At 46.0% G+C, this 21,902-nt stretch carries 25 protein-coding genes, 2 tRNA genes and 1 other annotated feature (1 of these 28 cut by a window edge); of the genes, 1 reads left to right on the top strand and 26 read right to left on the bottom strand.

Annotated features, from left to right (window positions below; genetic code table 11):
- Window positions 1-26, bottom strand: a binding site (T-box leader) (it extends 209 nt beyond the left edge of the window).
- A 68-nt stretch (window positions 27-94) separates the two neighbouring features.
- The 13 genes from B5F87_RS07345 to B5F87_RS07410 all read right to left on the bottom strand — a co-directional run bounded on the left by B5F87_RS07345 (window position 95) and on the right by B5F87_RS07410 (window position 11,568).
- On the bottom strand, window positions 95-1,441 hold the full coding sequence (locus B5F87_RS07345) for a GNAT family N-acetyltransferase (protein WP_087279028.1): 1,347 nt from the start codon (window positions 1,439-1,441) through the stop codon (window positions 95-97).
- Window positions 1,438-1,998, bottom strand: coding sequence for a 2-C-methyl-D-erythritol 2,4-cyclodiphosphate synthase (gene ispF, locus B5F87_RS07350; protein ID WP_087279031.1), 561 nt, complete (start codon window positions 1,996-1,998; stop codon window positions 1,438-1,440). The genes B5F87_RS07345 and ispF overlap by 4 nt, the downstream gene beginning before the upstream one ends.
- A 161-nt stretch (window positions 1,999-2,159) precedes the next feature.
- A tRNA-Met gene (locus tag B5F87_RS07360) sits at window positions 2,160-2,233 on the bottom strand.
- A 14-nt stretch (window positions 2,234-2,247) separates the two neighbouring features.
- Window positions 2,248-2,320: transfer RNA gene (locus B5F87_RS07365), tRNA-Val, on the bottom strand.
- A gap of 121 nt (window positions 2,321-2,441) precedes the next feature.
- The gene (locus tag B5F87_RS07370; RefSeq protein ID WP_087279038.1) at window positions 2,442-3,623 is read right to left on the bottom strand and encodes an amidohydrolase; all 1,182 of its coding nucleotides are present in this window, start codon (window positions 3,621-3,623) and stop codon (window positions 2,442-2,444) included.
- A gap of 88 nt (window positions 3,624-3,711) precedes the next feature.
- Entirely contained in the window at window positions 3,712-4,242 is a 531-nt protein-coding gene (locus B5F87_RS07375) for a DUF1700 domain-containing protein (RefSeq protein ID WP_087279040.1), read from the bottom strand.
- Between the two features lie 67 nt (window positions 4,243-4,309).
- Window positions 4,310-5,398, bottom strand: coding sequence for a transglutaminase domain-containing protein (locus B5F87_RS07380; RefSeq protein WP_158096989.1), 1,089 nt, complete (start codon window positions 5,396-5,398; stop codon window positions 4,310-4,312).
- 7 nt (window positions 5,399-5,405) lie between these two features.
- Entirely contained in the window at window positions 5,406-5,789 is a 384-nt protein-coding gene (locus tag B5F87_RS07385; RefSeq protein WP_087279046.1) for a hypothetical protein, read from the bottom strand.
- 228 nt (window positions 5,790-6,017) lie between these two features.
- Window positions 6,018-7,643 (bottom strand): chaperonin GroEL, encoded by a 1,626-nt coding sequence (groL, locus tag B5F87_RS07390; protein ID WP_087279049.1) that lies wholly within the window; start codon window positions 7,641-7,643, stop codon window positions 6,018-6,020.
- A gap of 47 nt (window positions 7,644-7,690) precedes the next feature.
- Window positions 7,691-7,966, bottom strand: a complete 276-nt coding sequence (locus tag B5F87_RS07395) for a co-chaperone GroES (protein ID WP_087279052.1) — start codon at window positions 7,964-7,966, stop codon at window positions 7,691-7,693.
- A 349-nt stretch (window positions 7,967-8,315) separates the two neighbouring features.
- Window positions 8,316-9,677, bottom strand: coding sequence for a M56 family metallopeptidase (locus tag B5F87_RS07400; RefSeq protein WP_087279055.1), 1,362 nt, complete (start codon window positions 9,675-9,677; stop codon window positions 8,316-8,318).
- A gap of 382 nt (window positions 9,678-10,059) precedes the next feature.
- Window positions 10,060-10,431, bottom strand: a complete 372-nt coding sequence (locus B5F87_RS07405; RefSeq protein WP_087279058.1) for a BlaI/MecI/CopY family transcriptional regulator — start codon at window positions 10,429-10,431, stop codon at window positions 10,060-10,062.
- A 168-nt stretch (window positions 10,432-10,599) separates the two neighbouring features.
- Window positions 10,600-11,568 carry a hypothetical protein gene (locus B5F87_RS07410; protein ID WP_087279061.1) on the bottom strand — a complete coding sequence of 323 codons (969 nt, stop codon included), beginning with the start codon at window positions 11,566-11,568 and terminating at the stop codon, window positions 10,600-10,602.
- A 273-nt stretch (window positions 11,569-11,841) separates the two neighbouring features.
- Here B5F87_RS07410 and B5F87_RS07415 point away from each other — a divergent pair, with 273 nt between their 5' ends.
- Complete coding sequence (locus tag B5F87_RS07415; protein ID WP_087279064.1) at window positions 11,842-12,705, top strand: DMT family transporter; 864 nt, start codon at window positions 11,842-11,844, stop codon at window positions 12,703-12,705.
- On the opposite strand, the gene B5F87_RS07420 is transcribed toward B5F87_RS07415, so the two are convergent.
- From B5F87_RS07420 to B5F87_RS07480, 13 genes are all read right to left on the bottom strand, one after another.
- Window positions 12,653-12,886: a hypothetical protein gene (locus tag B5F87_RS07420; protein WP_087279067.1), complete on the bottom strand. Its 234-nt coding sequence runs from the start codon at window positions 12,884-12,886 to the stop codon at window positions 12,653-12,655. The two genes, B5F87_RS07415 and B5F87_RS07420, sit on opposite strands and share 53 nt — an antisense overlap.
- A 102-nt stretch (window positions 12,887-12,988) precedes the next feature.
- The gene (locus B5F87_RS07425) at window positions 12,989-14,164 is read right to left on the bottom strand and encodes a polysaccharide deacetylase family protein (RefSeq protein ID WP_087279070.1); all 1,176 of its coding nucleotides are present in this window, start codon (window positions 14,162-14,164) and stop codon (window positions 12,989-12,991) included.
- Between the two features lie 161 nt (window positions 14,165-14,325).
- A complete protein-coding gene (gene efp, locus B5F87_RS07430) occupies window positions 14,326-14,883 on the bottom strand; it encodes an elongation factor P (RefSeq protein WP_087279073.1) in 558 nt (185 codons plus the stop codon).
- Window positions 14,884-14,946: 63 nt separating this feature from the next.
- Window positions 14,947-15,462, bottom strand: a complete 516-nt coding sequence (locus B5F87_RS07435) for a YqeG family HAD IIIA-type phosphatase (RefSeq protein WP_087279076.1) — start codon at window positions 15,460-15,462, stop codon at window positions 14,947-14,949.
- Between the two features lie 12 nt (window positions 15,463-15,474).
- On the bottom strand, window positions 15,475-16,104 hold the full coding sequence (gene sigK, locus B5F87_RS07440; protein ID WP_087279078.1) for an RNA polymerase sporulation sigma factor SigK: 630 nt from the start codon (window positions 16,102-16,104) through the stop codon (window positions 15,475-15,477).
- A 103-nt stretch (window positions 16,105-16,207) separates the two neighbouring features.
- The gene (locus B5F87_RS07445) at window positions 16,208-17,431 is read right to left on the bottom strand and encodes a U32 family peptidase (protein ID WP_087279081.1); all 1,224 of its coding nucleotides are present in this window, start codon (window positions 17,429-17,431) and stop codon (window positions 16,208-16,210) included.
- A gap of 85 nt (window positions 17,432-17,516) precedes the next feature.
- Window positions 17,517-18,158 carry an O-methyltransferase gene (locus B5F87_RS07450; protein ID WP_087279084.1) on the bottom strand — a complete coding sequence of 214 codons (642 nt, stop codon included), beginning with the start codon at window positions 18,156-18,158 and terminating at the stop codon, window positions 17,517-17,519.
- Window positions 18,158-18,607, bottom strand: coding sequence for an endolytic transglycosylase MltG (locus B5F87_RS07455; protein WP_087279086.1), 450 nt, complete (start codon window positions 18,605-18,607; stop codon window positions 18,158-18,160). Before B5F87_RS07455 ends, B5F87_RS07450 begins: the two co-directional genes overlap by 1 nt.
- 27 nt (window positions 18,608-18,634) lie before the next feature.
- Complete coding sequence (locus tag B5F87_RS07460) at window positions 18,635-19,021, bottom strand: YlbF family regulator (RefSeq protein ID WP_087279089.1); 387 nt, start codon at window positions 19,019-19,021, stop codon at window positions 18,635-18,637.
- Window positions 19,022-19,033: 12 nt separating this feature from the next.
- Window positions 19,034-20,698 carry a ribonuclease J gene (locus tag B5F87_RS07465; protein WP_087279092.1) on the bottom strand — a complete coding sequence of 555 codons (1,665 nt, stop codon included), beginning with the start codon at window positions 20,696-20,698 and terminating at the stop codon, window positions 19,034-19,036.
- Between the two features lie 134 nt (window positions 20,699-20,832).
- Window positions 20,833-21,120, bottom strand: coding sequence for a DUF1292 domain-containing protein (locus B5F87_RS07470; RefSeq protein WP_087279095.1), 288 nt, complete (start codon window positions 21,118-21,120; stop codon window positions 20,833-20,835).
- 31 nt (window positions 21,121-21,151) lie between these two features.
- Window positions 21,152-21,592: a Holliday junction resolvase RuvX gene (gene ruvX, locus B5F87_RS07475; RefSeq protein ID WP_087279098.1), complete on the bottom strand. Its 441-nt coding sequence runs from the start codon at window positions 21,590-21,592 to the stop codon at window positions 21,152-21,154.
- A gap of 1 nt (window position 21,593) precedes the next feature.
- Window positions 21,594-21,851 (bottom strand): IreB family regulatory phosphoprotein, encoded by a 258-nt coding sequence (locus B5F87_RS07480; protein WP_087279101.1) that lies wholly within the window; start codon window positions 21,849-21,851, stop codon window positions 21,594-21,596.
- Window positions 21,852-21,902: the final 51 nt, after the last annotated feature.

Raw genomic sequence — 21,902 nt, forward strand, 5'->3', positions numbered from 1 at the left:
GTACTCTTTTCGTTCTCTGCCTTTTTCATATACACCTAAGTCTATGCAATTTCCGCAAATTTGTCAATTGTTTTCCGCAAAAAATGTTTTCTGTTCAGACGATCTCCTGAATACAACCTGGAGACAGCGGCTGCAGCGCATCTAAAAGCACCCGGCCGGCGTCTGTCAGTCCTTCGTACATTTCCTCTGTCCGGTCTTCCCTTTTTCCGAAGATGAAAGATGTGAGCGCGGCGATGGAGATACTTCCTCCGTCCGGAGCCTGCTGGCTTTCTCCCGCTGTGTCCGCCTCTCCGCTCTTCTCCGATGCTTCTCTTTGCTGCTGCGCATCATCGGTGATCTTACGAATGACGCTTCCTTCTTTCCCGATGTTCCAGAGATAGCTTCCTTCCTGTTCCGGCAGATATGCGTCCTTCACATGAATCCGGCAGACCGCCTCTTTATCGCCGCAGAGAACGGCTCCAAGGGTCTCCAGATTCAGAATCCGGAACATGATGATCTTTTTCCGGCGCACCGGAAGCACCCGGACGCCGTGATAATTGCCCGGCGCCAGAAGCTCGTCCTGCCAGGTCTCGTCCAGGACAATCTGGTATCTTCCATAATGATACTCCCGCTCGCAGTATTGCAGCGCTTCATGGAGGAAGGCTCTTCTGTCTGCGGTCCCGTCTGCATTCTCCACGAATACAATCTGCGAAATCACCATGCAGTCATTTTCCGCTCCCATAACAAACCGTCCCGCATAAACGCCGTCCCGGTACACGATCACCAGCCGGCCGAAATCGCTCTTTACTTCTTTTTCCATCCGGCGCAGGTAGTCCGGCGTGATCTTTGTGGTGACGGCAAATCGTCTGGTTTTCGCTGCATTTTCTGCCTGACAGGCAGCCTCCAGATTCTCCGGAAGACCGGCGGCAAAACGGAAGACTTCCTTCTCCGGCGCAGGAGCCTGTCCAAAGCACTCAATCTCCTGTTCCAGCTGGCTGAGGCCGAACCGGAAGTCAAACGGCAGATAATAGTTCTCGTCGGCAGGCATCAGATAAGTGAGCATCTCTCCCCGATTTCTCAGACGGGCAAAGGTATCTGTGAGAAGCTCCCGCATCACGCCCTGGCGACGGAACTCCTCATCGGTGGCAACACCAACGATATAGTTGGCGTCCACACATTTACCCCGCACCAGAAGCTCATAGGGATTCAGGTGAAGCATCCCCCGGATGTCGCCGGAAACCTCATTCGGAAGCTCCTCTCCCATGGCTGCCGCATGAAGCGCCGGCATTTCTGATGCAGCTGAACCCTTTATTCCCGCTGTGTCAGTCACATTCAGCAGCACCTCGTTTTTTCCGTAAACTTCCGTAAAATAAAAATCTGCGTACGGCACCGGATCGTGGAAGTTTCTCTGCCACATGGCGTAGACTTCCTCCCTGTGCCGGCCATTTTCCCTGATAATCATTCTTCCTGTCCTCCCAGCTGGCAGCAGCCCTGACAGCCCGCGCAGTTTCTTTCTTCAAACATCACATCAGCGCCCACATAGTTCTGAATCTCTGAGAGCAGGCAGACTGCGCTGGCGGCGATGCCAAGACCCTCTCCGGTAAATCCCAGACCTTCCTCCGTGGTCGCCTTCACATTGACCTGCTCTTCGCTTAACCCCAGCACATCCGCAATATTTTTCTTCATCTGCGGGATATAGCCCGCAAGCTTTGGCCGCTGTGCGATCACTGTGGCGTCAATATTCTCGATAAAATATGCCTTCTCCTCAATGAGACGGCGCACCTCTTTCAGAAGCTGCATGCTGTCCGCCCCTTTGTATGCCGGATCGGTATCCGGGAAATGTTTGCCGATATCTCCCAGCGCGGCCGCTCCCAGCAGCGCATCCATGACGGCATGTACCAGCACATCCGCATCCGAGTGACCCAGAAGCCCTTTCTCAAAAGGAATCTCCACGCCGCCAAGAATTAATTTACGTCCTTCTGTGAGACGATGAACGTCATATCCACTTCCGATTCTCATACTGTCTCCTGTCCTTTCCCGTAATCATAACATTCATAAACATATTTTTCATAAATATATCTTTCATATACAGAGTTTTTGCCTCGAAGGAATCCCAACGGAATTTCTATGAAAAAAAAGCATACCCGCCATGCAGATATGCTCTCCGTAATAATAAAAAATAGCGGGAACTGGATTTGAACCAGCGACACCACGGGTATGAACCGTGTGCTCTAGCCAACTGAGCTATCCCGCCATGTGATGTAAAAGTGGGACCTATAGGGCTCGAACCTATGACCCTCTGCTTGTAAGGCAGATGCTCTCCCAGCTGAGCTAAGATCCCACATCACTCAACGAAACTTATTATATTACAAAAACTTTCTGCTGTCAACAAGAAAATGATTCTTTTTTCTGTTTTTTTCAAAAAATATAATTAATTCTATTTTTGCAACTATCGTTACATTTTATGCATCTGTATATTTCTCCGCTGCCCGCACAGCCGCCAGATGTAAAAGCACGGCGTCTCGCAGCGCTCTCTCGTCAATATCAAAGCAGGGATGGTGATTTGGAAAATATTCCTTTGCCGCCGGATCTCCGCAGCCCACAAATGCAAAGACTCCCGGCACCTTTGTCTGATACCAGGAAAAGTCTTCTCCCAGCATCAGCGGCGGCATGTGACACAGTTCCCTGCCGAGAAGTTGTTCTGCCTCGGCGGCAATGCATTCTGTAAGACGGGCATCGTTGCAAAGAGGCGGATGCGCTCCATAATGATAGTCAACACTCGCCTTCCCGCCATAGCAGGCGGCGATATGCTCCGCCCTCGCTTCCACCGCCTGTTTCAGATGAAGCGCCGTTTCCTCCCGGAAGCTTCGGCATGTCCCTTCAATCTCTGCCCGTCCGGAGATGACATTATACTGACTGCCGGAATGGAACGAGCCAATGGTCACCACCGCGCCCTCCGCCGGATCTATTTCTCTGGATACAATACTCTGGACACTGACCACGAATTCCGCCGCCATCACCGTGGCATCCACGCACTGATGAGGTTTGCCCGCATGGCCGCCTCTCCCTTCAAAGACAATAGAAAACCGGTCGGTCTGCGCCATCCGCGGCCCTTCTTCAACAGAAATCTCTCCTGTCTTTCTGTCCGAAAAGAGGTGCAGACCAAAAATAATATTCACATCATTTAAAACGCCTTGCGCAATAATATGCGCTGCGCCCTGCGTATTTTCTTCTGACGGCTGAAAGATCAGCTTTACCCGGACGGAGAGAGTATCCTCCTGCTCTTTCAGCAAGGCCGCCGCGCCGAGAAGCCCGGCTATATGCCCGTCGTGACCACAGGCATGCATTCTGCCAGGATAAACAGATGAAAAATCGACTCCTGTCTCTTCCTCCACTGGAAGTCCGTCGATATCTGCGCGGAGAGCGATGGTAAATGCTTTTTCCGGTCCGATATAAGCAAAAACTCCTGTTGGATGCAAACGATGCGGAACAAGTCCCAATTTGCAAAGATACCGGCAGATTCGTTCCGTGGTTTCCACCTCTTCAAATCCCAGCTCCGGAATCCGGTGAAACTCCTGCCGGAGCCGGCTGTATTCTTCCTGTCTTTCTTCCGTCTCTTTTTCTGCTCGTTTTATATCCAGCATACAAAATCCCTTCTTTATGTGTCAATCTCTCTGTTATATTTCACCGACCGCCGCCAACAATCTCTGTTACAGCTTCCCCGCAGATTCGTCATCGGCTGCCCCGGATCAGCCGCAGGATCAAAAGCACCGGAATGAGCACGACTACCACCGGCAGCAACACCCGAATCAGCAGCGCAAGAACAATCAACACAAGAATTATTCCGAACACCAGCTTCAGGCCGCCGATCTTCTTTATCTGTATGTTTGTCCGGTCGTCCTCATAACTGCGGTATCTTCCTTCTCGGGCATCATAGTATCCATCCGGATCTGTTCCGCCGTCCTGTCCGCTGCCATAATATCCACCCTGGCCACTGTTATAGCTGCCCGCCGCTCCACCGTCGTAGTAATCTGCCTGACCGCCGCCATAAGCATCCTGGCCGCTGACGGCCTCCCGGGCATCAATGATAGATCTGGCGATAAGTCTCGGACTTCCCAGCGATTCTATAATCTCATTTTCGCTGTACCCCATAGCTTTCTGCTCTGCAAAATACTGGCGATAATAGTTGAGAGAATCTCTGATCTCACTCTCAGGCACTTCTCCCCGCAGGCTTTCCTCCAGTTCTCTAAAAAAATCTTCCATATATTACATAATCCTTTCCGATTTATCTTTCAGCAATGTACTGTATCGTTTATTTTTCAGCGATATATCAATACTCCAGTGTAAAATATAATGTAGTGTATGGCTTTTCTCCTATAGTCTGCAGATGAATATATCTTGCACCGCTGTATTCAAAAATAAACTGCAGATTCTGCTCCGAGTAACGATTTTCTTCATAATCGCCAACCAAAACCTGAAAATGATCCGGAGCATCTTCGTCAAATATTTCAGCGCATTTCTCTTTAAAAGCGTCCATATCCTCGCAGTACAGATCATTCTTCCTGTAATATTGATACTTTGTTCCCTCTGCCGGCACAAAATCTGCCGCCTCCCACACATGGCTCTGGGCCATCTGCGTGTCATTGAGATTAAAATAAGAATACAGCAGCCGCTCCGGATCGTCCGGCTCCGGATCATCCCAGGTCACATCCACATGATACCAGGCATCATCATCCAGACGAATCAGATTCCAGGCATGATTCTCCCCGTCTGCCGTACCGGTAATCAGTTCACATTCTACGCCGCCCAGATCGCAGAGCAGCTTCATAGCCTGGGCATAACCATTACAAACAGCCTTTCCCTGTACGAGGGCGCCATAGGCATTATAAGCGTTGCTGTCTTCTGATTCTACTCCTTCCGGATATCCGTAAGCCACATTTTCCACCAGATAATCATGAATCTTCTTTTCTTTTTTATAGGCAGATTTTTCCTCAGAAATAACCGCCAGTATCTCTTCACAAACCTCCCTGAGCTCTGCCGCTTCCCGGCGCTCCTGCGGAATTTCACTGCCATTGAGAAGCGCCTCTTTCACATAGTAATTATCACTGATGTCACAGGACAATGTCACATAAGAGCGGTCGAGCATTTTCACCGTTTTAATCTCATATTGAGTCACACTGCCGTAAAAACCATCGTGTTCCTGATTAAGCAGATTCAAATCTTCCTGTGACAAATCTTCTGTCACAAATGCAACCTCTTTTTTTCCCTCTTTCAAGGCCTTACCCACCTGTTGGTACAGTTCCTCTGTGGTATTAATGGTCATTTCTTCCGAAGCCATAATCTCCTGAACCGTACCACAGCCGGATAAAGGCAGCAGCGCTGCCAGACATAGTATCACCAGACTTTTTTTCATATCCATCCTTTTCCTAATCCTCCACATATTCTTTCAGAAGTCTGTCTGCCTTCTCCACATCTGATGGACGAAGAATCATCTCATCTCCTTTTCCTGTAGCGAAAGCATACATATACTCCAGATTAATTCCCTCTCCGGCAAATGCCACCAACATGTTGGAGAGCGCTCCCGCCCGGGAAGGAATCCTTATCCGCAGCACGTCTGTAAGCTCCACCTGATATTTGTGCCTTCTCAGAATCTCCGCCACACGCTCCGGATCCGGAAGAATCAGCCGGGTCACAGTGTCCGCCATACTTAAAGCTTCCACGTTGATATTTTCCTTTCCCAGAATATCCATCACTTCTTTTAATTTGCCCTCTCTATTTTCCACACGAACTGTAACCTGCTTTACAATCATTTTCTTCCCTCCCTGTCTTATTTCATTCATTCAGATACGCCGGCAGCATCTCTGCCGTCCTGTTCTCATTTTACCAATTTTCCCATACAAACGCAACCACCTGTGGAGGAGGAACATTTGCGTAACAAAAAATGACAGGGGACACGTGGCGTGGCCGCGCATCTCCTGTCATCTGTATATTTCTATTCGTATGTGGTGTTATCCCAGCCGCTGTCCGGGGCTTTCTTATTACATCATACCCATTCCGCCGCCTGCAGGCATTCCTGCTGCCGGATTTTCTTCTTTGATATCTGCTACAACAGACTCGGTAGTCAATAAGGTAGAAGCAACGCTTGTTGCGTTCTGCAGAGCACTTCTTGTAACCTTAGCCGGGTCGATGATACCGGACTGGATCATATCAACATAGCTTTCTGTCAGAGCGTCGAAGCCTGTGCCTACTTCGCTCTCATAAACTTTATTAATGATCACGGAGCCTTCCAGGCCTGCATTGGCTGCGATGTGATACAGAGGAGCTTCCAGCGCTTTGAGAACAATTTCAGCGCCTGTCTTCTCATCACCGGATAAGTCTTTTGTCATCTCCTTTACGGATTTGGCTGCGTGGATGTAAGCAGATCCGCCACCTGCGATGATACCTTCCTCAACGGCAGCTTTTGTGGCTGCAAGAGCATCTTCCAGACGAAGTTTTGCTTCTTTCATCTCTGTCTCTGTAGCAGCACCTACACGGATAACAGCTACGCCGCCGGATAATTTAGCCAGTCTTTCCTGTAATTTTTCTTTATCGAAGTCAGAAGTTGTAGTTTCGATCTGACTCTTGATCTGGCCGATTCTTGCCTGGATAGCATCTTTGTCGCCCATACCGTCAACGATCACTGTGTTTTCTTTTTCAACTTTAACGGATTTTGCACGTCCGAGCATATCCATTGTTGCGTCTTTCAGTTCCAGACCAACTTCCTCGGAAATCACGGTACCGCCTGTCAGGATAGCGATATCCTCAAGCATTGCTTTTCTTCTGTCGCCGTAACCAGGAGCCTTTACGCCGACAACGGAGAAGGTTCCTCTTAATTTATTTACAATTAATGTTGTCAGAGCCTCGCCCTCGATATCTTCAGCGATGATCAGGAGTTTTGCGCCGCTCTGTACGATCTGCTCTAATAATGGAAGGATTTCCTGGATGTTGCTGATCTTCTTGTCTGTGATCAGGATATATGGATCTTCCAGTTCAGCAACCATTTTCTCCATATCAGTTGCCATGTATGCGGAAATGTATCCACGGTCGAACTGCATACCTTCTACCAGGTCAAGCTCTGTGAGCATAGTCTTGGATTCCTCGATGGTGATAACGCCGTCTTTGGAAACTTTATCCATAGCGTCAGCTACTAACTGTCCTACTTCCTCATCTCCTGCGGAGATTGCAGCAACTTTTGCGATCTGCTCTTTTCCGCCAACCTGCTGGCTCATTTTGCTGATAGCTTCCACAGCTGCGTCTGTCGCTTTCTTCATACCTTTTCTTAAGATGATCGGGTTAGCGCCTGCTGCCAGGTTCTTCATACCGGCATTGATCATAGCCTGTGCAAGAACAGTAGCGGTTGTTGTACCGTCACCGGCCACGTCGTTTGTCTTTGTGGCAACTTCTTTTACAATCTGTGCGCCCATGTTCTCGAACGCATCTTCCAGCTCAATGTCTTTTGCGATGGTCACACCGTCGTTGGTGATCAACGGAGCGCCGAAGCTTTTATCCAATACAACATTACGTCCTTTTGGTCCTAATGTAACTCTTACGGTATCTGCTAACTGATTTACACCTGCTTCTAAAGCTTTTCTGGCATCAACGCCATATTTAATCTCTTTTGCCATAGTAATCATTCCTCCTAGTCTTACACTTTACATCTCATTCCATCAAATTAATATTCCACCACTGCCAGAATATCACTCTGTTTCACGATGATATATTCTTCTTCACCCATCTTTACGTTAGTTCCAGCATATTTAGAATAGATAACTTTCTGTCCAACGGATACTTCCATCTTCACATCATCTGTTCCAGGGCCAACAGCGACAACTTCTGCTTCCTGCGGCTTCTCCTGCGCAGAGCTGGTAAGAATAATACCAGTTTTTGTCTTTGTCTCAGCTTCAAGCTGTTTTAATACTACTCTGTCCGCTAATGGTACTAACTTCATAATAATGCCTCCTATAAAAAATCCTATATTGTTATCTTTTTGATTGTTAGCACTCAATTTCAACGAGTGCTAATTACTGATACTTATAATAGTTTCTTTTGTTTATAATTGCAAACTTTGAATATCTCTATTTTTCCGTATAATTTAAAATATATTAAATTTACTCTATTTTTCTCTTATTTTCTCATTATATCTTTATTTTTCCATTTTGTGAGACTTCCGCGCAAAAGAAAAAGGAAGGACCAGGCAATCCTTCCTTCTCTTTATTCTGTATATTTACAGCCAATCGTAATCACATCACAGGCCGGACAATACCAGGCCGACTGTTTTTTCATATCAAAAAGAAAATTTAATGCAGACATTTCTTCCGCTTCGTCACGGACAGGACTTCTTTTTTCACGATTGCGCCGCAGTTTTTACATTTTGTAAGTTCCATCTCTTTCACCTTACAGCCTCCGTTATCCAGTCGGATATGTTTCACCTTCTTGTATTTTTCTGTTCTGCTGTGTCTGCAATCTGCGTATGGCTGCACATTTCCTTCTTCCACGTCTGAAACCGGATTTCCATCTTCATCAAAATACAGCACGTCGCTCTGACTGAAATCGTAATTAAGATCGGTATCCAACTCCATTTCTTCCATCTCAAATTCATTGAGGTAATATCCATTTTTTTCCATTGGATCCAGATCGCCGTATGGCGGCATATAGGCAAACACCGACAGACCGCTCAGACAGAAGGACAGAACACCGACGGCCAGGACCGCCGTCCCTTTCTTTTTTCCTCCGGATAATATAAAACGGATTCTTTCCTTCATTTTCTTTCCTTTCTCTGACAGATAATTGACAGGCGCGCCGGCTTTTTTATCCACCGCTTCCCGCACGAGGAACATGGCGTAATCCTTTTTCTCCTCCATGCTCCTGCCTTCTGCGCACCACTCATCACAGTAATATTCACTCATTTTTCCGTATTGAAAAAGCAATATCCAGGCAAACGGATTATACCAGTGAAGAATACAGACAAGGATGCACAGCAGCTTCCAGAAAATGTCTCTGTGCCGAATGTGCGTCATCTCGTGAAGACGGATCCATTCCATCTCCGATTCCTCATATTCGCGGTCAGGAAGCAGGATGCCGGGACACAGCCAACCGATGGTACAGGGGCCGCTCACCTTGTCATTTTCATATATTTTGACTGTCCGTCTCCGCTGCCAATGTCGATTCTTCCTGCCTTGCACAGGCGCGCCATTTGCTGAAACTTCCCGTTCCGCGTCTGCCTGTCCCCCGACTTCCTGTGCACTGACTTCTATCTCTACGCTGTGTCGCATAATCTTCCACTTCATATACAGATACCAGAACAAATAAATCAGCAAAGCCACCGCCACAATCACAAACCAGAGAATCCACAGATAGAAATACTTCTCCGAGATGATGTAATAATATCCATCCCCGGAGGGAATACTCACAAAAGAGTACCCAAACAGCTTCTTCATCAGCACATCCCAGTAGAGCTGGATATCAAAAATCTCTGTCCATGCAATCGGGAGAAACTGAAACTTAAAATACTGAAACGGACATAGAAAAAACAGGACGCCCAGCCGAAGCATATACATGTAATACTGCGCCCTGATTTTCTCCCCGTACATTTTCTTTAAAAACAGATAACCTAGCACCGGAAAGGTACCGGCCAGGGTCATTGCCATCTGCAACGCCATACTTTTTCTCTCTTTCGTACAAAATAATTTCAGCGTACTGCCTTCTTTTACAAAACAATACAGATACGACAGTGTGCTAATACTGAAAGTATAGCATTAATCAGTAGGAGCTTTATCACAAAAACGAAAACAATCTCTTACGATTTTATTAATTGTTTCCAATTTCTAAAAGAAAGCAGGAGATTGACAACCACAGCACATAGCAGGATGTATAACCGGTGAAGATTTTTGTATAAAACTACCCAGGATGAGAAATATGCTAAATAACAAAATCCGTTTTAAAGAAAACACCTTTTTTAATTTCATTTCTTCTTCCTTCTTCAAAAAAATCTCCTATAATTCTGCCAATCCCACAGAATCATAAGAGATTTTTCATGCCTTGTCACATTTTCTGAATATATTCCATCAGTTCCTGCTCGTCAGCGTCTGAGATGCTGTCGTTTCCGGTCAACGCCGCGATAAAGTGGGAGATTTTACCGTCGTATCCGTTCTCCAGCACTTCTTTCGCCTTCTCCTGCTCGTACTGCTTCTGGTCCAGCCGGTAACGGTAATAGGCTTTTCTTCCTTCCATCCGCCGTTCCAGCAGTCCCTTATCCAAAAGGCGGCTTAAAAATGTATTGAGAGTCTGCTTTTTCCACTCTTTACCGCCTTCTTCATTAAAATGCTGCATTAATTCTTTAAAATCGTATTCTTTCTGTGCGTCCCAGAAAAATTCCATAATCTCATGCTCTGTCTGACTTAATCTTGTTCTCAAATATGTTCCCTCTCTTCGTATTACGGTATATTAGTATTATTATATTATCATGTCTCACTTTTAATTTCAACAGAATTTTTTTAAGTTTTTTGTGTTTTTTTATTATAATTCGAGCAACATTTTTTATTTTACTAAAGTATTTTCAAAAACCAAGGGCGCTTTCTTTGCTTATTTATCTATTTCTTGTTCCATTCGCGAAAATGTCATTATATTCTCAGGAATGCCCGCCGTTCCATCAGGCATTATTTCCATAGACGCAGGAGCAAAACGCTCAACTGAATTATTTTTTATTTCATAAATCCCTTCATATACATTGACCGGAGTATAAATCGTTTTTCCCTGTTCCTGCAAAACTTCCACAAACCAGATGTATTTTTTTCCCACTTCCGGCAGCCAAGCTCCATCACACAGAAAACGAACATAAGCATTATCAGGATTTTCTTCCATTTCCTTTCTATACGGCTCTGCTTTTGGATCATCTTGTTTGTCAAAATATTCTTTTGCCGGAACATATCCGCCAAGGGTACTGATAGTAATCGTACTATCTGCATCCAGTCCGCCCAGATAACATTTATCAACCTGGACTGTATAATCAGTACCGATGGTGGCATCATTATCTACCCATGGCTGTTCCTCCATAACCGTTCCCATTAAAACCGCACTGGCATGTTCTTTCAATTCTTCTACCGTCCTGCACCTGTAGGCAAATTCAAAATAAGATGATATATCAAGGATAACATTTTTCTTCTCTCCATCTGCTTTTGCAGAACCAGAATCAGCAGAATTACCTGCCGAGTCATCAGAAACCACAGTTTCCGGCCTATACCTCCTTATCTGTCCATATGCGTAATTCACATAAAAAATATTCACAAAAAGAAGTACTGTCGTTAGTCCTACACCCACAACAGTAAAGAAAATCTTCTTTTCTTCTCCTCTTCTTTTAAGAATGCAGATACATGATTCCGTAAAAGATATCAGAGCCAGGGCCAACAAAATCCACAAGACAGAATTTAAAACCGTATATTCTCCCGTTACATTATATTCATCACGAAAATATCCAGCATAAATGAGCTCTGCCACATTCAATACGATAAATAACAGATTTACCAAAACAATATAGTTTACCGCTTTTTTCATATTTATAATCCTCCTTTCCATATTCATCGCAACGCATTTCGTACTTTTTCTATGTAGTACATATTAACAAACATTAACCATAATAACAAGCTTTTTATGATACTTGCATGTAAGAAAACAAAATGACGTATTCCCGCTTAAAATAATGATAAATTATATCGCAAAAAAACAAGTTTTGCGCAGCAAAGACAGACTCCTTCCCCTTGCAACGCTTCAGAGAAATGCATATAATACAGGAAGACAAAAATTATTTTACAAAAAGGAAGAGATTTTATGAGTCAGAAGAATAAAGGGATTTTGTTGATCATCTGTTCGGCTTTCTGCTTCGCACTGATGAATATGATGGTGCGGTTTGCAGGAGATCTGCCGTCCATTGAGAAGAGTTTTTTCCGGAATTTTGTAGCGGTGTTTTTTGCATTTATTGCGCTTAAGAGAAGTCATACGCCCATCAGAGTTCCGAAGGGTGCGCTGAAGCCGCTTTTGCTGCGCTCGATTTTTGGAACCATGGGTATCCTGTGTAATTACTACGCCATCGACCATCTGATGCTGGCAGACGCCTCGATTCTAAATAAACTGTCGCCGTTTTTTGCCATTCTGTTTTCTTTTATTTTATTGAAGGAAAAGGTACACCCATTCGCGGCGGGCTGCGTCATAACGGCCTTCATCGGCAGTTTGTTTATAATCAAACCGGGTATGGGGATGTTTACCACATCGCTGCCGGCTTTCATCGGACTTTTGGGCGGGCTGGGCGCCGGTATCGCCTACACTTATGTGCGGATTCTAGGAACTCACGGTGTAAAGGGGCCGTTTATCGTCCTCTTTTTTTCAGCCTTTTCCTGCCTGGTAACACTGCCTTATCTGATTTTTGATTTTCATCCAATGAGCTTTGCTCAGTTTGGATGCCTGCTCCTTGCAGGCTTGTTTGCCAGCGGCGGACAATTCACCATCACAGCGGCGTATACTTACGCACCGGCGAGGGACATTTCCATCTACGATTACTCACAGATTATTTTTTCCACAATGCTGGGCTTTGTTTTCCTGGGACAGATTCCGGACTATCTGAGTTTCATCGGATATGGAATAATCATTCTGTCGTCTCTGTCCATGTTTTTGTTTCAGCAGAAACAGAAGGATTGATCTTCTCTTCTTTTCTGCGTTTCTTCATATGAAGCTTCGCCTTTTCATAAATGTCATAGGGCGCCTGATAGCGGGGACTGTAATCATTGTGATAACGTCCCCGCTTTTTTTCTGTATTGCTCTTTTCTACATTGCTTCGCCCGGCTTCATTTTTTTCTGCCGACAGTTTCTTTTCTTTCATATATATTTCCCTCCACTTCCGTGCGCGTCCTCCGTGATAGTAGCTATAATAAATACAACAAGACCTCCGGAAAAGTCTGTTTCCGAAGGTCTCTGAACTTTATTATTCTGTTGCAGCTGTTGTGCTCGCTGAGGTACCCGCGGCTGTTGTGCCGGACGCTGCACCGTCTTCATCTCCGGCCGCAGTGGTCTCTGCGGAGACTTCTGTGGTCGGGTCTGTGCGATAGTGGATAGTTCCCGGATCCAGTGTCTCGCCTCTGGCCTCATACATCTCAGAAACCGTAACCAGCTGATACCCCTCTGCAATCAGATCAGGTACAAAACGCTCCACAGCATTGATGTTATACTCATGGATATCGTGTAAAAGAACCACATCGCCATCCACAGCTTTCATCACCATCTTATAAGTATCGTCCGCATTTTTGGTCTTCCAGTCTTCTGTATCCAGCGACCAGTTCACTGCGCAGAGCCCCTGCTTCTTTGCCTCAGCAAGAACCGTGCTGTCAATAGCTCCATACGGAGGCCGCATCAGTGTCGGCGCCACGCCGGTAGCATTTTTGATAGCGTCCACAGATTCCTGGATCTCCGTGGTCAATTCGGACGCAGACAGCTTTGTAAGCTGTTTATGACTCTGAGTGTGGGTTCCCACTTCCATACCCAGCTGATATTCTCTCTGTACTGTTTCCGGATAATATTCCGCATTCTGTCCCAGACAGAAGAAAGTTGCCTTTGCATAATTCTTCTCAAAAACATCCAGAATCTTATTAGTTGTATCCGGATTCGGGCCGTCGTCCATGGTGATGGCCACCATAGGCTTGGACGGGTCGATGGCCGGATAAATCCGCAGCTCAAAAGTTGTGGAAAGCCCAGAGCCATCTGTGGTCTCCGCCGTCACCTCAACCGTGTGGTTCGCACTGTCCTCTGCCGGCGTCAGGACGCCGTCATCCGATACGGAGACCAGTCCCTCTTCACTGCAGCTCCATTTCAGTTTTGTATTCGTGGCGTTCTTTGGTGCAAAAGATATATCCAGCTGCATAGTCTCACCCACACGAATAGTGGCAGCTGGCGCGCCTACGGACAGATCTGTGATAGGCACGCTGTTGTCCGCTTCCTCGTTTATGTTTTGTTCCGTCTTCTTGTCGGAACCGCCTGCGCTTAAATTATCTGTGGAAGAAGTACCTGTCAGCCTTTTTACAATGGCAAAAATCCCGCACAGCAGAATCACAACGACTGCCAGTACCACAGCATACTGTAAATATCTTGTTATTCCTTTTTTCATATTAACCTCCTGAACATATCACTGTTCCTTCTGTTTCTTCTGTATAATTTCCCTCATATTTCCCATTTCTATTTCACAGGAACATGGTTTCCCGTGAAATGAAAAAGCGAAAATCAAGGATTGATTTTCGCCTGTATGTTTTTCTCTTTACATGTAAAAAATTATACTCTTGATAAGTATTCTCCGGTTCTTGTATCAATCTTTAACTTGTCACCAAGGTTAACAAAGAGCGGTACGTATACGACTGCGCCAGTCTCTACGGTACATGGTTTGGTTGCTCCGGTTGCCGTATTGCCCTTCTCTCCAGGCTCGCACTCTGTAACTTCCAGCTCCACGAACATCGGCGGTTCCACTGCAAAAATCTCACCGTTATGGGAAACCATTGTTACATTGTCGTTCTCACGGACAAACTTCAGAGCATCTCCGATGGCATCCTGATTGAGGCCAATCTGATCGAATGTCTCTCCATCCATGAAATAATATAAGTCGCCATCTGTATATAAATACTGCATCTCTTTTCTCTCGATATGCGCCTGTGGAAACTTCTCTGTCGGACGGAAAGTCTTCTCAACAACACCGCCGTTCTTAATATTTTTCATCTTGGTTCTTACGAAAGCAGCTCCCTTGCCAGGTTTTACATGCTGAAATTCAACAATCTGATATACATTTCCTTCTACTTCAATGGTCAAGCCGTTCTTAAAATCGCCTGCAGAAATCATATCTGAAATCCTCCTTACAACTGTACTAAATCATTCTTACACCTCATTTTATAATAAAAGACCCTATTTTTCAACTCTTTTTTTCTTAACAGTTCTAAAATAGAAATGAAGAACGATTTTTTCCAGATATCGTTTGAGAACAATCTGAATCTCCTCTTTCGGGTGAATCGGACTCACCAGTATAGTGTACAATCCGGCGCGCTTTGCACCAAGAATATCAGTAAATATCTGGTCTCCCACAAAAAGAGTTGTTTCCTTCGTCGTCCCCATTTTACGGATACCTCCCAGATACCCTTTCGGCAGCGGTTTTCCAGCTTTGTAAATATACGGAGAGTTTACCTTCTCACAAAAACTTTTTACCCGCGGCTCCTTATTATTGGATATGAGACAGGTGTTAAATCCCATAGCATGAAGCTTTCGGAACAATTCTTTGGCCCGTTCATCTGCCGGCGCTCCGTGCGGAACGAGAGTATTATCAATATCAAAAAGGATTCCCCGAAATCCCTGGTCGTATAACTGCTCAAAATCAATTGCATAGGTAGATTTTAGGTATTTGTCAGGATATAGTGATTCAAACATGGTTTTCTCCTCTCACATTCGTTCCTCGTAACAAACTTTCAGCTTTTCCAATGCTCGTTTTTCAATGCGGCTCACATAAGAGCGGGAAATTCCCAGCTCCGCTGCCACCTCTTTCTGAGTAAGTGGCTCGCCCCCCTGCAGTCCGTAGCGTTTTATGATGATCTCTTTTTCCCTGTCATCAGAGAGCTGCTCCACCATCTCACTCAGATGACAAAGATAATGCCGATGAATGAACTGTTCAATCAACGTCTCTTCATCGGTGCATATAATATCCATGAAGCTGATGTGGTTACCTTCCTGATCGGTGCCTATGGGTTCGTAAAGGGATACTTCCCGCAGCAGTTTCTTTTCCTGCCGGAGCATCATCAGCAATTCATTTTCTATGCATCTTGCGGCGTAGGTTACCAGCCGGCCGCCTTTCTTTTCATCAAAGGTATTGACAGCCTTTATGAGGCCGATCGTTCCGATTGAAATCAAATCATCCAGGTCCCGGTCCTGAGAGTTATATTTCTTCACGATATGCGCTACCAGTCTCAGATTATGTTCAATCAGCTTTTCTTTCGCTGTCTCATCTCCATCACGGTACATTTTCAGATACTTTCTCTCTTCTTCTGCCTTCAAAGGCTTTTTGAATGACCGCATGTAAAGCTCCGAAACCCGTGTTCCTTATCAGTATATGCCGCACAGGATGGACACTGTTCCACATTTTCTGTTCATTTTCTGCCGGCAGTCCGCACTCCGGCAGTTACTCTTTCCGCCGCAGCAGCCAGCCTTCTGCCAGCGGTTCGCCGAAATCAATCCATATCTCCTGCTTTGGATGCGGAGCGGATTCCACCGGCTGTCGGTTCTCATCCTCCAGAGCCAGAACCCTCCGCTGCAGGTTTGTCCCATCCGGAAGCATGATCTCAATCTCTTCCCCGACAGAAAATTTATTTCTCTGATATATTTTTACAAAACCTCTCTCATCTGTCTCCTGAACGATACCGATGTAGGTATATTCCTTGATGTAGGTGTTGGCGTCGTATATCTGGGCGTTCTCGTCGGTCTTTCCGTAATAGAATCCTGTAGTAAACTGCCGGTAGGTGCATTTGGCAATCTCTTCTCGGTAGTAATCAAGATTCTGACGGTAGAGCTCCGGCGACTTACGGTAATCGTCGATGGCTCTCCGGTAAGTTCTTGTCACCGCCGCCACATAAAGGGCCGTCTTCATTCTCCCTTCAATCTTAAAACTGTCCACACCCGCCTCAATGAGATTCGGCACGTGTTCGATCATGCACAAGTCCTTGGAATTAAAAATATAAGTTCCTCTTTCATTTTCTTCTACCGGCAGAAACTCTCCCGGACGACTCTCCTCCATGACGTAATATTTCCAGCGGCATGGATGAGTACAGGCGCCCATGTTGGCGTTACGCCCCGTAAAATAATTACTGAGCAGGCATCTTCCGGAATGTGAAATACACATGGCACCGTGAACAAATGCCTCGATCTCCATATCTTCCGGAATGTGAGCCCGGATCTCTCCGAGCTCCCTGAGGGACAGCTCTCTCGCCGCCACCACGCGGCTGGCACCCTGCGCATACCAGAAATTATACGTGGCGTAGTTGGTGCTGTTGGCCTGGGTGCTGATATGCACCTCGATCTCCGGACAAACCTCTCTGGCGATAGTAAACACACCCGGATCAGAGATAATAAGGGCGTCTGGCTCCATCTCTCTTAATTCCGTGAAATACTCCCGGATTCCTTCCAGATCCTCGTTATGTGCCACAATATTTGCGGTGATATATACTTTTACCCCCCGGCTATGGGCAAATCGAATCCCCTCGGCCATATCCTCTTTTGGAAAATTCTTAGCCTTTGCCCGCAGCCCGTACATTTCTCCTCCGATGTATACCGCGTCTGCCCCGTACAGGACGGCGGCCTTTAACACTTCCAGGCTGCTTGCAGGTATCAGTAATTCTGTATCTCTCATGTTATCCTCCGTTTTCAGTCCACTGCCGCAAAGGCAGTCCGCTGTATCACTGTGTAACTTTTTCTTACTGCCAAACTATGGCAGATCACTTCTTCACACTGATGGTCATACCGTCTCCTGTCTCCAGTATGACGGTGTCCAATGTATCATTATGCGTCAGAGCAAACAAATATTCCCGCATCCGGCTGTGGATAGTATGGTTCCTTCTGCGGATTCCATATCTGGATTCAAAAATATCCCCGTCCTGGAGCACATTATCCGAGACGAGAACGCCGCCCTGCGGCAGCAGCCGCAGCACATCCGGAAGGAAATGGATATATTGCCCTTTTGCGGCATCCATAAAAATAAAATCATAGCTGCCGTCAAGCTCTTTGAGCCACCGGGCAGCATCTCCTTCCAGGAGCGTGATCCGTTCCTCCATTCCCGCCATGGCAATATTGGCCTTCGCCCGCTCTATGCGCGGCGGATAATTCTCTATGGTGGTAATTTTTGTGGCGGGAGAAGTATTTTCACCCATAAAAACCGAAGAAAATCCTATGGCTGCGCCAACTTCTAGAATCTTCTCCGGTTTTTTCATCTGCAATAATATTTTCAGTAACTCCCGGGTCTCTCTCCGAATTACAGGAACTCGATCCCTGACAGCCTCTGCCTCAATGGCCTTTAAGCTGTCTGAACCTCTGTCCACACTGAAAGAACGGATAAAATCCAGGACACGTTCTCTGTCCATCACTCTTCCTCCTGCTCTCCTATATGCGTCAGCGTGGCAAGTATCTCTGACGGCCTCTGGGCAGAGTTTATCACATATTCACCCGGCTGGATATTTTGATACCCTTCAGAACACCTGAGGGCTGCCGCAAAAATATAGGCATTCTCAATGATATCCTTGCCGGCCAGATCACGTCCAATCTCCATCAGAGATTCATCTTCCGTTACCGTAAGAACCATCTCCTTTGCCACCTCCGGGCTGTCCTTCGCCCTGTCAGAAAAAATCTGATACCCGATCTGCCGCATCTGCACAAACAAATAGACAAGAAGGAGCCCAATAAAAATGTAGAATAAGGTCTTCACTATAATCCGAATGACTTTGTTCGCCATAATATCAGCTCCTTCCCGTATCTTTTCCTTTTTGTCCTTTGCATCGCCGGCAGTCAGCCGGCCGCCATGCTTCCGGTACATCGACCGGATTCCTTCTGCATGGTTTCTCTATTCTTCTTCCATATAAGATATATCAAGGTCTATCGCACCGTACAGCACATCATAAACCTCCCGAAGCATCCTGCACACTGCCTGTTCCGAACTCAGAAAATCCATGACCACGGACTCCATGAGGATATTCTTATACTGCTTCTGCAGCTCTTCTGTCTTATCATCGTAATCTGCGGCATCATCCTGTACCTGCAGCTCAAGATTCTTTCTTCTGAATCCGTTCAGCTCTTTATAGAGCTCCGGCCGTGCTTTCAGCTTCTCAAGGCTCTGACAGTAATTCCGATAGCTCTCTGTCTCTTTCAAAAGGACTGTCAAATCTTTGGTCTTATCCAGAATTTCTGTCAATTCCGAAAATGTTCCCTTGTCTTTTTCTTCTGTTCCCATGGGTCTGTGCCTTTACACCTCCATGATAATCGGAAGAATCATCGGACTTCTCTTCATCTTCTTCCAGATGAAATCTCCGAGATCATCCCGGATAGCTGTCTTTATCCGAGACCAGTCCGTTATATTTTTCTTGCTGCAATGATCAAGCGTATCTCTCACGACATTCCTTGCCGCCTCCATGAGCTGCTCATTCTCTCTCACATAGACAAAGCCTCTGGATACAATATCCGGGCCGGCCAGCAGCATATTGTTGTAACGATCCAGTGTCACTACCACGATAAACAGACCATTCTGCGACAAATGCTGTCTGTCACGCAGCACAATGTTGCCGACATCTCCAACACCCAGTCCATCCACCAGAATGCCCTGCGCAGGCACTCTGCCGACTACAGCTGCCTTTTCTTCTGAAATGGAAAGTACATCTCCCGACTGAAGAATGATGACATTTTCTTTTGGAATACCCATCTCCACAGCCAGATCTTTATGTCTTTTTAAATGACGGTACTCCCCATGGATCGGAATGGAATACTTTGGCTTTGTCAGGGTATAAAGAAGCTTGATCTCTTCCTGGCAGGCGTGTCCTGATACGTGAGTATCCTGGAAAATGACGCTGGCGCCCTTTTTGGCCAGTTCATTCATTACCTTGGATACGGCCTTCTCATTGCCCGGTATCGGATGGGAGCTGAAAATGATCACGTCTCCCGGTTTGATCGACACCTTTCTGTGGGTAGAGGCTGCCATCCGGCTCAGTGCCGCCATGGTCTCTCCCTGACTTCCTGTTGTGATGAGTACAATCTGTTCGTCTACATAATTCCGCATCTCCTCAATGCCTATGAGGGTGTTTTCCGGAATCTTTATATATCCAAGTTCTGCGGCGGTGGAGATGGTGTTGACCATACTCCTTCCTTCCACCACTACTTTTTTGCCGTATTTACAGGCACAGTTGATAATCTGCTGTACCCGGTCCACATTAGACGCAAAAGTCGCGACAATAATTCTGTGGCCGCTGTTCTCATCAAAAAGGTGGTTGAGGGTTCTTCCCACCGTCCTCTCTGACGGCGTATATCCTTCCCGCTCCACGTTGGTGCTCTCGCACATAAGCGCCAGCACACCTTTTTTCCCGAGCTCAGCAAACCGTCCCAGGTCAATGGCGTCGCCGAAAACCGGCGTGTAGTCAATCTTAAAATCTCCTGTGTGTACAATGATGCCAGCCGGAGTATAGATTGCCAGCGCTGCCGCATCACTGATACTGTGATTTGTCTTTATAAATTCAATACGAAAACATCCCAGATTGATGGATTGTCCGTGCTTGACAACTTTTCTTCTGGTACTTCTTAAAAGATTATGTTCTTTTAATTTATTTTCAATCAGGCCCATCGTGAGCTTCGTCGCATAGACAGGCATGTTCAGTTGCTTTAACGCATAGGGAATGGCGCCGATGTGGTCCTCATGTCCATGGGTGATGACAAGCCCCTTCACCTTTGACGCATTCTCCTTCAAATACGTAATGTCCGGTATCACTAAATCTATTCCTAACATCTCTTCGTCCGGAAAAGCCAGACCGCAGTCTACCACGATGATACTGTCTTCATACTCAAATGCGGTAATATTCATGCCAATCTGCTCTAATCCTCCGAGAGGTATTATTTTTACCGACTGATTTCCCGTTGCTTTCAAGTTACTACCTCCGTTCTACATCTCTTTCAAAAAAGCAGAACGAACCAGTCAGTCCGGTGTCCGCAGCAAAAGTCCATATTTTATTTTCCATTATAATATAATCTCCGGGTCCTGCTGCCACATCCGGAGACTCGTTATTCTGCCTCCAAATCCATATCTTCGATCAACTGTTCAAATATTTTGAAAACCGCTGAAAGTTCCGCCTCATCTTCCACCATCTCGTAGGTCTTCATGCCATCTTCCTCGGCACTCTCCTTCATAATATAAACAAGAGTCTCTTCCTCATCATCTCCCGCAGACTCATCCAAATCATCGGATACAAGAAGATAATTCACTCCGTTTATCCTGGTCTGTTCTATGACGCAGAATTCGATTTCCAAACCGTCGTCCGTCAGAAATGGAATACTCTCATATTTTTTCATTCCAACCTCTCTCTTCCGTTCTGCCGACCTGTCACTGTTTATCCGGAACCGGATGGGAATCCATATAACTTTGCAAAATGAGTGCTGCCGCCATCCAGTCAATCCTTTCCTTGCGATACTCTCTTCTCACTCCACCGCTCATAAGAATACGTTCTGACTCTATCGTCGTCAGCCTTTCATCCCATAATATGACCTCTAATCCTGTTCTACGTTCCAGCATTTCCCGAAACGCTGCTGTTTCATCCGCACGTTCGCCCAGTGTGTTGTTCATATTCTTTGGTAATCCAAGCACAATCTTTTCAACCTGATATTCTTCTATCAATGCCTCAATTCTTGCCAGTGTCTGCCTCAGTTTCTTACCGGACTTCCTGGTGATCGTCTCCACGCCCTGGGCCGTAATCCCCAGAGAATCGCTCACTGCGACGCCGACAGTCTTTGACCCGAAGTCCAGGCCCATCCATCGTTCTTTCATATCACTTCAACTGAGTATCAATATAGTTCTCAAATAAAACTTCCAGAATCTCGTCTCGTTCTACTTTCATAATCAGGCTTCTGGCATTCTTATGACTGGTAATATACGTCGGGTCTCCGGACATAATATAACCCACGATCTGATTAATCGGATTATATCCTTTTTCTTTCAGGGCTTCATAAACATCCTTTAAAATAGACGCAACGTCATATTCCTGTTCTTTGACCACCTGAAAAAACTGTGTATTATTTCTACCCATGTTAACCTCCTTTTACAGATTTGCACTCATAAATCATTCTACTATGAGTCC

This window comes from Eubacterium sp. An3, from assembly GCF_002159465.1.
In the GTDB taxonomy this organism is placed as follows: Bacteria; Bacillota; Clostridia; order Lachnospirales; family Lachnospiraceae; genus Anaerobutyricum; species Anaerobutyricum stercoris.